Annotated in this window: 7 protein-coding genes; all 7 read right to left on the reverse strand. The window is 59.0% G+C overall.

Features of this window, described 5'->3' with window-relative positions; all coding sequences use genetic code 11:
- Positions 1 to 146 precede the first annotated feature (146 nt).
- Positions 147 to 2,156, reverse strand: a complete 2,010-nt coding sequence (locus tag BDE01S_RS04485; protein ID WP_066077885.1) for a site-specific recombinase — start codon at positions 2,154 to 2,156, stop codon at positions 147 to 149.
- Between the two features lie 98 nt (positions 2,157 to 2,254).
- Positions 2,255 to 3,163 carry a tRNA pseudouridine(55) synthase TruB gene (gene truB / locus BDE01S_RS04490; RefSeq protein ID WP_066077887.1) on the reverse strand — a complete coding sequence of 303 codons (909 nt, stop codon included), beginning with the start codon at positions 3,161 to 3,163 and terminating at the stop codon, positions 2,255 to 2,257.
- Between the two features lie 219 nt (positions 3,164 to 3,382).
- The gene (locus BDE01S_RS04495) at positions 3,383 to 4,456 is read right to left on the reverse strand and encodes a calcium:cation antiporter (protein ID WP_066077889.1); all 1,074 of its coding nucleotides are present in this window, start codon (positions 4,454 to 4,456) and stop codon (positions 3,383 to 3,385) included.
- A 217-nt stretch (positions 4,457 to 4,673) separates the two neighbouring features.
- Positions 4,674 to 5,045 (reverse strand): 30S ribosome-binding factor RbfA, encoded by a 372-nt coding sequence (gene rbfA, locus BDE01S_RS04500; RefSeq protein ID WP_066077891.1) that lies wholly within the window; start codon positions 5,043 to 5,045, stop codon positions 4,674 to 4,676.
- A gap of 180 nt (positions 5,046 to 5,225) precedes the next feature.
- Positions 5,226 to 8,825: an exodeoxyribonuclease V subunit beta gene (gene recB, locus BDE01S_RS04505; protein WP_066077893.1), complete on the reverse strand. Its 3,600-nt coding sequence runs from the start codon at positions 8,823 to 8,825 to the stop codon at positions 5,226 to 5,228.
- 72 nt (positions 8,826 to 8,897) lie between these two features.
- The gene (locus tag BDE01S_RS04510) at positions 8,898 to 9,620 is read right to left on the reverse strand and encodes an epoxyqueuosine reductase QueH (RefSeq protein ID WP_066077895.1); all 723 of its coding nucleotides are present in this window, start codon (positions 9,618 to 9,620) and stop codon (positions 8,898 to 8,900) included.
- Positions 9,621 to 9,702: 82 nt separating this feature from the next.
- Entirely contained in the window at positions 9,703 to 11,175 is a 1,473-nt protein-coding gene (locus BDE01S_RS04515) for a patatin-like phospholipase family protein (RefSeq protein ID WP_066077897.1), read from the reverse strand.
- Between the last annotated feature and the right edge of the window lie 32 nt (positions 11,176 to 11,207).

The raw sequence follows: 11,207 nt of genomic DNA on the forward strand, positions 1-11,207 counted from the left end.
TTGAATGTATCATTTTGTTTTGAATTGACTATAAATTCGTAGTGCAGTTTAAGGGAAAAAAAGCCGTCTGAAAATGCAGATTTTCAGACGGCTTTTTTCTAGCCAAATGATTTGGGCGACAGATATTCCGCTTGCTGCCGCACGGCTTATTGCGGCTTCTGCTCGCCCGGGTTTTTGTCTTCGGCTTTTTCGGGCTGCGGGGGGTAAACCAGCTGTAAAGGATTGGTTTTCACCTGCAGCCAGATGCTTTTCAAAATATTGCTCAGGCTGCCCAGGCGCGTGCCGCGCGAGCGCAGGGCGACGAAGAGGGCGAGGGTGAAGCTGACAAGCAGGTTGGCGGTGCCGATGGCGAGTACGCCGAACATGCCGTACATAAAGGCAATCACGCCGACTTCGCCGCTGATGGCGGCATAGCCGAGGTTGGCGGAAGAGAAGGCAACGTGGCGGATGTCCAGCGGCAAGTCGAGCAGGTGGCCGAAAAAGCCGGTCAGGCCGAGCAGCATGCCGAAGATGAAGTTGCCCATCAGGGAGCCGTAATGCTGGTGCAGGTAAACGGCGAAGCGGCTGCGGGCTTTGGCCGGCAGCAGGCGGCGCAGCAGGGGGTTGATGGTTAAGCGGCGGCGCAGGTCGAGATAGTCGGCGCGGTTGTCGAAAAAGCCGGCGATAATGCCCGAGCAGAAGAGCCACACGCCGGCGATGGCGGCATACCAGAGCGTGGGTTGGGTAAACACGTCTATGGATTTGAACTGGTAAGCGGTGCTTTCGGCATCGAGCAGCGGATGGCCGGTTTGCAGCGCGTAGCTGGCGGCGATGATGCCGGCCAGCAATACGGCCACGCCGACGTTGCCGAATACGGCGACGCTTTGCGAGCGGCATACGTCAATCAGCAGCTTGGCCAGTTTGTTGTCCACCGCGCGGCCGCGCTCGTTGAGTTCGACCTGCTCGGCAAAGCTGGCGGCGGTCATGGCGGGCTGCTTGGTGGCGACGGTGAAGTGCAGAATGTGAATCAGCATAAAGCCCAGACCGTAGTTGAGGCCGGAGAGGAATGCGGTGGCAAATTCGCCGAGACCGAGGCCGGTGATGTGGATTTTATGCAGGGCCATCAGGGCGATGACCACGCCGCCGCCCGCCGCTGAATACAGCATATTCAGGTATTCTTTGCGGTTGCGGGTGATGTAGTGTTCGCCGTGGTTGCTGGTATTTTCAGTGATGCTGCGGGTGAGCATGCGGATGCTGCTTTTACGCAGATGCTGGGTGCTGTATTGCTCCACGGCGGCGTAAATCATGGAGTTCATCAGCTTAATCACCAGGCGGTTGCTGTTTTCCTGCTGGGTTTGCAGGTCGATGAGCAGTTTCAGACGGCCTAAGGTCTGCTGCAGGCGCTCGAGCAGGTGGGCAACCTGTATGGACGAGCCGGAGCCGGCGCCGGTGCCTCGGCGGCGCAGATAGACGACTTGGGTATGGCATTGGTCGAACATTACTTCCAGATGCGCGGTGTCGTAGCTTTGGCCGCCGTCGCGGTAGTATTCGACAAGCTTGGCGGTTTCGCGCTGCAGACCGACAAAGGCGGAATCTGCTTCAAGCAGCTTGGGTGCAAGGCGGATAAATTCGGGCTGCAGGGCTTCGGAAGCCACCCAGATGGCGAGAATTTCAATGGCGCGGATGCGGGATTCGCTCAGCTGGCGCGAGGCCGTCTGCAAAACAGGCTCGGCGGTGTGGCGCTGGATGAGTTCGTAAAAATTCAGCCATTGGCGCAGGCTGATGGTGGAGAGCCAGCGGTCGTCGTATTGGGAATTGAACAGGTAAAGGAACACTTCCAATAAGTTGTTCAAATCTTTATACGAAGGGCTGAAGCGCTCGTAAATGCGGTCTATCATCTCGCGGCCGAAGCTGTTGCGCGAGAAGATACCGAGTTTGATTAAGGCGGGGTAAACGTGGATTTGGGTCATCCAGCGGTAAAAGCGCTCGCTGAAGCGGCGGCAAAGCGCTTCGTCCTGCTTGAAGGTGTGGAGAATATGGTCGAAGCGGGCGGCGGCGTTTTTCCGGCCGCCGGCGCGTAAAAAGCGGATAAGGGCGTTGAGTACGGATACGAAATCTGCTTCGCCGATATGCTCGTTTAAAACCGAATGGAGATTTTGAGTCGTCAGTTTCTTCATGTAGGGGATTATTTCACAACTTATCCGACAGGTCGATATGGCCGCGCGGGGGCGGCAAGCCGTCTGAAAAATGTGGTTTTCAGACGGCAGGGGCAGGCTCAGCGCGCGGTATTCATCAGCCGCAGGGCTTTCAGACGGCCTATGTCTTTTTGGTATTCCACCAGGCCGACAAATCCGCCGTTTTCCGTATAAATGCGGATGGGCGCATCGGCCGCGATGTCCGCCTTAAATTGCGGCCGTTGGCCGAATTTCAACATGTCCACGGCTTTATCGTTCAACACCAGCTCGGGCAAATGCCGCACCAATACGTCGCAGGGCAGCAGGAGCGCGTCGCGCCCGGCTTCGTCTAAGGTTTCCAGCGCGTCCAAAGTATGCGTTTGGCCGATATGGAAACCGGCGGTTTCGGTGCGGCGCAGCGCGGTGAGGTGGGCGAACGTGCCCATGTGTTTGGCGATGTCTTCGCCGAGGGTGCGGATATACGTGCCCTTGCTGCAGCGCACGTCAATCACGGCTTCGGGCGCGTCGAACCGGACAATATCAATCGAATAAATGGTGATGTCGCGCGGCTTGCGTTCGATGACGATACCTTGGCGCGCGTATTCGTAAAGCGGTTTGCCTTCGTGTTTCAACGCGGAAAACATCGGCGGCACTTGGCGGATGTTGCCCGTCAGCGCGGCGCAGGCCGTCTGAAATTCTTCGCGGCTGATGTCGGCGCGGGCGGTGGCGACGATTTCGCCTTCCGCATCGCCGGTGCTGCTGGCCTCGCCCAGCTTCATCGCGGCGGTATAAGCCTTGTCGGCATCCAGCAGGTATTGTGCGAATTTGGTGGCTTCGCCGAAGCAGACGGGCAACAGGCCGGTCGCCAGCGGATCGAGCACGCCCGTATGCCCCGCTTTTTCGGCGCGGTAAAGGCGGCGGGCTTTTTGCAGCGCGGTATTGCTGGAAAGATTGAGCGGCTTGTCGAGCAGCAGCACGCCGTTGACGGCGCGTTTGGTTGGTCGGGTCATATGGGAAGTCCGAAAGTGATTAGGCCGAGACCGTTGCAAAATTCCAAAAAATACGTTGAAAACCTCTCTACCGTCATTAGCTGCGCAAGTCCGCTTCCCCCGCCTGCGCGGGGGAAGCGGACTTGCGCAGCTAATGACGTCACCGGAAGCCCAAACTTTTTTGCAAAGGTCTCAGGCTGTCTGAAAAACGGTGGGATATTCAGACGGCTTGCCTTGTGGTTAAGGCACGATAATCGTAAAAATATACGCGGCCAGGTTCACCAGCAAAACAATGCCGTAAAGCATATTGCTGCGGCCCTGGTTGAGCGAAAGCATGACGGTAAACGTACTCAAGCCCAACAAAATCATGGATTTCGTATCCAAACCCAACACCACGTCGATATCGTAAATCAGGCAGACGATGGCCACCGCGGGAATGGTCAGGCCGATACTGGCCAAAGCGGAGCCGAGCGCGAGGTTGACGCTGGTTTGGAGGCGGTTGCGGTGGGCGGCGGTGAGCGCGGCCAAGCCTTCGGGCATCAATACCACGGCGGCGATAATCACACCGACCAGAGACGGCGGCGCGCCGACGGCGGCCACCATGCCTTCGATGGCGGGAGAAAGCGCCTTGGCCAGCAGAATCACAATGCCCAGACACACCACCAGCAAGAGCAGGGAAGTCGCGGCCACGGCAAGAGAGGGCGGCCCGGCGTGATGGCTTTCGTCATCGTCATCGGCCAGGAAGTAATCGCGGTGGCGCACGGTCTGCATGGCGATAAACGAACAATACAGCACCAGCGAGGCCACGGCGACAAACACCAGCTGGCTGTCGCTGTACGTCCCTTCCACCGTGGACGTGGTAAAGTTCGGCAGCACCAAAGTCAGTACCAAAATCGAAATCAGCGTCACCAGCGCGGTACTGACCGATTTTTGGCCGAAAAACTGCTCATGGTGGCGGAAACCGCCCAAGAGCAGGCTGCCGCCGAGTAGGCCGGTCAGAATCAGCATAATCGCCGCAAACACGGTATCGCGCGCCAGCGTCGGCGCATTGCCGCCTGCGGCCACCATCAGCGACACAATCAGCCCGACCTCCAATACCGTAATCGCCAGCGCCAGAATAATCGTACCGAAGGGTTCGCCGACTTTATGCGCCACCACTTCGGCATGGTGTACCGCAGACAAAACGCTGCCGATTAATAATGCGCCGCCGACAAGCTGCATCAGCGTGCCGTCGATACCGAAAAAATAGCCCGCCCACGCCGCCAGCGGCAGCGCGACAGACCAGATGGGGAGCATTGAGTGTTTGTGTGCCATTGGTTTATCGTTTTCCTTTTGATGGTATTGCAAGAGAAGCCGCCGATGGGCGGCTGCTTGGGTAAGGCATAGCCGGTACGCAGAGTGAAAGACGGCCTGCGTGTTACGGTTTCTTGTGAATTTGAATTTGCTTGCGCCGCATTTTGCCAGGCGAAACGGCGCGAAGGCCGTCTGAAAAACGCAGGTTTATTCAGACGGCCTTTGCGGAAAGCGGAGCTTAGTCTTCCACCGGCTTTTCCGCCGCCACTTGGTCGATGAGGCTGGAAATGCTCATGCCGCGTTCCAACGATTCGTCGTATTTGAAATGCAGCTCGGGCGTTTTGAAGAGTTTGATGCGCTTGGCCAGCTCGCTGCGCAGATGGCCTTTGGCGTGATCCAAAGCCTCTTCGGTAATCTCGCGGGTGCGGTCGTCGAGCACGGTGTAAAACACGGTGGCGTGGCTGTAATCGCGGGTGACTTCCACTTCGTTGATGGTGATAAAGCCGGCGCGCGGGTCTTTCAGGCCGGTGCGCACCAGCTCGGCCAGCTCGCGCATAATCTGCTCTTTGACACGGTCTTGGCGGGCGTAGCCGCGTTGCGGTTTTCTCATGGTGTTTTCCTTAAAATGCCGTCTGAACACATCGTGCGGCATCGGGTCAATAAACGATGCGGGGATTTTCAGACGGCCTGATGATTCTGCAAACAGCGGGCATTATAGCCGAAATTGCGGTTTTCATTGCGGTTTTATACAGTTGGATAAGATGAATGGGGCAAAGCAGCTTTTCAATGGCTACACCCATTCGGCCAGCGCATCGGCCGGAATATCCCAGCGCCACACGCCGTTTTCCGAGCCGTCTAATCCACGCAGGAACAGGTAGCGGATGGAAATTTCCGGCAGGCTCTGCCCGCGCAATTTGAAATGGCGGGCCACGGCCACGGCGTAAATCAAGGCCTGCAGATAATAATGATGGTGGGCAACGGCATGGTTCATTGCATCGACGCTGTAGGCGCTGCGGTCGTTGCCCAGATGGTTGGACTTGTAGTCGATGACGCAAACACGCCCGTCAGCGTCTTGGCACACCATATCGATAAAGCCGTTGAGAAAGCCGTGCAGGGTTTTGAAATCCAAAAGCTCTGCCGCATCGGCGCATTCGGCGGGCAGGCCGTGCTCGGGGCGGGCAAACCATCGGCGCAGGCGCGGCAGGCTGAAATCCTGCATATACAGGGTAAAGCCCATTTCCGCCAGGCGGTTGCGCGGCGGGATGTCGGCCAGCGCATAAGCGCCGGAGAGCGGCGTGAGGCGGCAGTCATCCAGCGTATCCGTTACCGCATCCAGCCAACTTTCCTCAAAACCGTAGCGGCTCAAGGTTTCGGCGGCGGCTTGGTTTTGCGCGGCGGCGGGCGTTTGGAAATCGAAATGCTCCAAAATTTCGTGCAGACACACGCCGGCGTGGGTGCCGCGCGGAAAAGTGTGAATGCCCTCGGGCGTTGAGGGCGCGTTGGCGGCTGCGGCAGGCGGCAGCGGCGCATCCGATGCACTTTCGCCGGGGTCGAGCGCGGGCTGCAGGGCTTCGTGTGCCGTGTCTTCGGCTTTCAGCTTGCGGCTGAGACCGGTAAAGCTGCTGTGGCGGATCAGCTCGAAGCGGCGCGGCGGAATGTCGGCGGCGCGGTAGGCCGTCTGAATATGCCGCGTGTTGTCGGCCAACGCTTTGGGCGGTGTCTCTTCGGTGAACACGATTTCGGTATCGGCTTGCTGCTGCGCTTGGATAAAGCGCAGCCAGTTGCGTTTCAGCATCTGCAAGGCTTCCGGCGCTTTGTTTTCTTTATAGGCGGCCTTGACGCTTTCGCGGTCGGCATCGGCGCGGCCTTCCAACAGATAGGCAAACGTGTTGTCGGCGGTGTCGCCGCAGTAGGCGGCATAGATATTCAGCTGCTCCTCGGCGCGGGTGAGGGCGACATACAGCAGGCGCAGGTTTTCGGCGGCGGCTTCATCGCCCAGCTGAATTTTGTCGGCATCATCGAGCTGGTGGTCGGCCAAAAGCTCGGTGATGTGGCCGGGGCGGTGCAAAATCTGCCATTCTTGCGCTTTGATGGCGGAAGCGTCCCAAACAAAAGGACAATACACCAAGGGATATTGCAGGCCTTTGGATGCGTGCATGGTGACGATTTTCACCAGCGCTTCATCGCTCTCCAGGCGCACGGTATTGCTTTCGCCGCCCGCGCTGCCGCCTTCGGCCAGGCTGATTTGCGCCAGCAGCCATTGATGCAGCGCGGCGGGGCTGTGGCTCTGCTCGTCTTCGGCGGCCAAAAGCTCCAGCAGCTGGTTGTAGTTGGTCAGGCTGCGCTCCAAGCCGTCGGCGAGCAGGCCGGTTTCCAAGCCGTGGCGGGCGGAAAAATCCTGCATGGCGGCGTAAAAGCCCTGCTGCTGCCAAGTATCGGCAGCTTCGGCGGCGGAGGCAATCCAGGCGAGCAGGGCGGATTCGTCGCGGTTGAGCGCGTAAAGCTGCGCGGCATCGTAGCGGAACACAATGCTGCCGAGGACAAAACGCAGCGTTTCGGTCTGCCCGGGGTCGAGCCAGAAGCCGATCAGCGCGGCCAATGCGGCGGCTTCTTCCGTGGCAAACACCGATTCGCGGTGCAGCAGCACGCTTTGGATGCGCCGCGCTTTCAGGGCTTTGGCGACCAGGCTGCCTTCGTTGTGGGTGCGGACCAATACGGCGATGTCGCCCGATTGCAGCGGCCGCTCTTTGAAATTCAGACGGCTTGCGGCGGCTTCGTTTAAGGCGGCGGCGATTTCGTCGGCGCAGCAGTCGGCAGCGTGCTGGCGCAGCATATCTTTGTTCACCGGCTCGCCGCTGCCGCCGTGCAGCCAGCGCACCTGTACGGCAGGGCGCGGTGGATTCAGACGGCTTGCCGGACGCGCCGCGCCCACGTCGGCATAGTCGATGTCGGCCAGCACAAACGGCCGCGTTTTTTGGCGGAACAGTGCGCCGATGCTGTTGACGAGCTTCGCGTGGCTGCGGTAGTTGACCGCCAGCGTGTAGCGCGATTCGGCATCGGCGGCGGCCTGCAGATAGGCGTAAATATCCGCGCCGCGAAAGCTGTAAATCGCCTGCTTGGGGTCGCCCACCAAAAACAGCGGCCGCGCCTGCTCGATAAACATCCGGCGGAAAATCTCATATTGCAGCGGGTCGGTGTCTTGAAACTCGTCAATCAGCGCCACGCGCCAGTTGCGGGCGACGGCTTCGGCCAGTGCGCCGCCGTATTGCGCATCGGTGAGCGCGGCGTGTACGTCCAGCAGCAAATCGTCGAAACCGCGCTCGCGGCGGGATTTTTTCTGCTCCGCCAGCGCGGCGTTGACATATTCCAGCAGGTCGAGCTGCAGGCAAGTTAAGGTATTTTGTTCGGCTTCGGCGGCGGCGGCCAGCGCTTCGCCCAAGTCGGCCAGCGGCTGCAGGGCGGCGATGGTATGTTCGTCGGGCGTTTGGCCTTTTTTGACTTTGGCGGCCAGCGCGTCGGCGGCCAGCATCGGCAGCTTGTCGTGGTAGGCGGGCAGTGCGTCTCCGGCGGCGTGTAATTCGGCAAACAGGGCGGCAAAGGTGTTTTTGCGGTAGCTGTTGCCGTTGAGCGCGGGGTGGAGCTGCCAGAATGCGGCTTCCAATTCGGGCAGGCGGCTGCGGACGGCCTGCCAGCGGGCTTCGGCGCGCCGCCGTGAGCCGGCCAAATCGGCTTTAGGCCGTCTGAAAACCAGATACGGGCGGCTAATGAAACTTTGGATTTGCCCCAGCATTTTCTGCGGGGTTTGGCTGTGTTTGAAGACCAAACGCGCCAAGTCGGCCTGATTGCTGATGCGGCTGCGCCAGAAATCCTGCGCGGGCACCAGCAGGCGCTCGCGGCTTTCTTCGGCCAGTTCTACATCGAAAGGCGCGCGGCAGAGAAAGGCGTAATCGCGCAGGATGCGCTGGCAGAAGCCGTGTATGGTGTAAATCGCGGCGTTGTCGAACTGGCCGATGGCGGCTTTCAAGCGCACAATCAGCCGCGCACAGCCTTCCTGCGCCAGCGACTGACGCAGCAGCTCGGGCAGAAAGGCATCGCCGGGATATTCGCGCGCGCAGCAGGCTTCGGCTGCTTCCGGGTCGCCGCCGCTCTGTTCCAAAACCTGTAATACATTGTCGAGCCGCGCGCGCAGGCGGGTTTTCAGCTCGGCGGTGGCGGCTTTGGTAAAGGTAACGACCAGCACGCTTTCTACCGGCATCTGTTCCAAAACAATCAGGCGGGTAAACAGGGCGGCGATGCCGTAGGTTTTGCCCGTACCGGCGGAGGCTTCGATAAGGTTGGTGCCGGATACGGGTACGGTCAGGGGATCGAACGGGCGGGCGGTGGCGGTCATGGCGGGCGGGTCTCGGGGCGGTTGGCGCAAAAAGCCGTCTGAAAAACGGGAAGCGGTTTCAGACGGCCTGTGTTATTTGTCGATTTTAATCGGCTGCGGTTCGTAAACGGTGGATTCGTCGCCGTAATACAGCCGGCCTAATTTAATCGGAATGCGGCCCTGCGATTTGCGGTGGGCGTTGGTGTCGCGCAGCGAATAGGCGCAGCCGCAGTATTCCTGCTGGTAGAAGTTTTCGCGTTTGCTGATTTCGATCATGCGTGCGCTGCCGCCGCCTTTGCGCCAGTTGAAATCCCAGTAAACCACATCGTCGTACGGCTCGGCGGCGCGGTGGCCGCAGCCGTTGATTTGTTTCATGTCTTTCCAGCGCGAAATGCCGAGTGAGCTGGTGAATACGGGGAAGCCGTGCTCGTGGGCGTATTGTGCGGCTTTTTCGAAGCGCATGTCGAAGCACATGGTGCAGCGGATGCCGCGCTCTGGCTCGAATTCCATGCCTTTGGCTTTTTCAAACCATTCTTTGCGGTCGTTTTCGTAATCGTCGTCTTTGTCGATAAAGGGGATGCCGAACTGCTCGGCAAAGCGCATGTTTTCTTCTTTGCGCAGCATGTATTCTTTGTGGGGATGGATATTCGGGTTGTAGAAATAAATGGTGTAGTCGATGCCGCTGGCCAGCATGGCTTCCATGACTTCGCCGCTGCACGGTGCGCAGCAGGAATGCAGCAGGACTTTTTTATGGCCGCCGGGCGGGATGAGGACGGGGCGGTCGATGGCGAGGGTGTCGGGTTGGTTTTTGTTCATGGTGTGTTTTGCGGGGTGGTGTTTGCGGTGTTTTCAGACGGCCTGCCGTCTGAAAAATAGGGAAACGGCTATTTTATCAGAATTAAGGTGTGTTTAAGGGTATAGAAGTTTGGGAGGTTTGCCCGTTTTTCCCGTTATGGTCGGTTTCGTCGGGTAAGTCGGTAAACAGGGCTTCGGTGTTAGGGCGTGCCGAGAGTTCGCCCAGCAGTTTTTGGTATTCGCCGGAGTGCTTCATCAGCTCGGCTGCGGCGGTGCGCAGGCTGTCTACGTCTTGCGGCGGGAGGTAGAAGCTGGTGGGGATGTTTAATACGGTCTCGCGCAGGCTGCCTGCGGGCAGGTCGCGCAGGTTGAGGCTGACGAAGGAGAGTTTGATGCGTTTGTCGCTCGGTAGGGTGTTTTGTTCTTCGTTCCATTTGTCGGCAAAGCTGCGGAAGGCGCGCAGGGTATGCTGTGAGAAGCGGTCGATCGGGATGTCGATGACGGCGCTCATGACGCTCCGTAAGCCGGGTACTTCGGCGCTTTGGTCGATGTCTTTGCTGATTTCGTTTTGTGCGTTGACATTGATGATGACGATGCGGCGCACGCCTTTTTCTTGCAGGTTTTTCATCATCCGGCCGGAGTCGATGTCGACGATGTCCAATACGACGCGCATGCCGAGGTTGTCGGTGAGGCCGCCGTCGAGCAGGTGGATGTAGGGGCGTTTGACGCTGTCGTTGTATTGTTCGAAGCGTTTGATGATTTCGCGGTGGGTTTTGCTTTGCTGTTTGCCGTCTGTGCCGCTGTTTAGGGCTGAGGCCAGATCGGGCGGCAGGGTGTAGCCGCAGTTGCCGCCGTTGTTGTTGAGGGTGAGCGGTGCGAATACGAGGGGAACGGCACTGGAGGAGGCGACTGCGCGGGCGATGGGTACGTCGCCCAAGTCGATGCACATGGGGTCGAAATGGTCTTGTGTGAATTGCAGCTGCTCGGAGATGCCCATGTCGGTGGCGGTGATGATGGCAAACGGGCCTTTGCGGCGTTTTTCCAAATCTTCGAATGTGGCTTTGCCGAATAATTGGTTTTCAAACTGCTCCTGCAGTAAGTCGCCGCGTCCGAATTCGGGCGAGGCCAGGCGCGGCAGGTTGGCGGCGGAGAAAACTTGTTTGGTCACCATGCGCTGGAAGTTTTGGCGCAGGAAGTATTTGTAAAACGACGGAATGGTGTCGGCACCGTGCAGGGCGTAATAGGCGGCCAATACCGAGCCGCCGGACACGCCGATGACGATATCGACGTTTTCCATCAGTGATTTGCGCTGCCCGCCGATATGGACCTGATGCTGGTTGAGCTGTTCCAGTACGCCGTAGCCCAAGGCTGCTGCGCGCGTGCCGCCGCCGGAAAACATCAGCAGTACGAGGGTGTCGTCTTTTGCCCATGCGGTCTGCTGGCTTTCCAAACGGTAGCCTTTGTTCAGGTCGATTTTGTCGATGACGGCAACGGGCTGGTATTTCACCAGCGAGCAGGCGGAGAGGGTCAGGGCGGCCAATACGGCCCAGGCGGTTTTGCGGTATGTTTTCGGCATGAGCGGAGTGTGTGCGGAAAAAAAGCAGAATG

This window comes from Bergeriella denitrificans NBRC 102155, from assembly GCF_001592185.1.
Classification (GTDB): domain Bacteria; phylum Pseudomonadota; class Gammaproteobacteria; order Burkholderiales; family Neisseriaceae; genus Neisseria; species Neisseria denitrificans.

Coding starts and splice junctions, on each gene's coding strand:
- BDE01S_RS04485 (WP_066077885.1), bottom strand. CDS start 2,156: ATGAAGAAACTGACGACTCAAAATCTCCATTCGGTTTTAAACGAGCAT.
- truB (WP_066077887.1), bottom strand. CDS start 3,163: ATGACCCGACCAACCAAACGCGCCGTCAACGGCGTGCTGCTGCTCGAC.
- BDE01S_RS04495 (WP_066077889.1), bottom strand. CDS start 4,456: ATGGCACACAAACACTCAATGCTCCCCATCTGGTCTGTCGCGCTGCCG.
- rbfA (WP_066077891.1), bottom strand. CDS start 5,045: ATGAGAAAACCGCAACGCGGCTACGCCCGCCAAGACCGTGTCAAAGAG.
- recB (WP_066077893.1), bottom strand. CDS start 8,825: ATGACCGCCACCGCCCGCCCGTTCGATCCCCTGACCGTACCCGTATCC.
- BDE01S_RS04510 (WP_066077895.1), bottom strand. CDS start 9,620: ATGAACAAAAACCAACCCGACACCCTCGCCATCGACCGCCCCGTCCTC.
- BDE01S_RS04515 (WP_066077897.1), bottom strand. CDS start 11,175: ATGCCGAAAACATACCGCAAAACCGCCTGGGCCGTATTGGCCGCCCTG.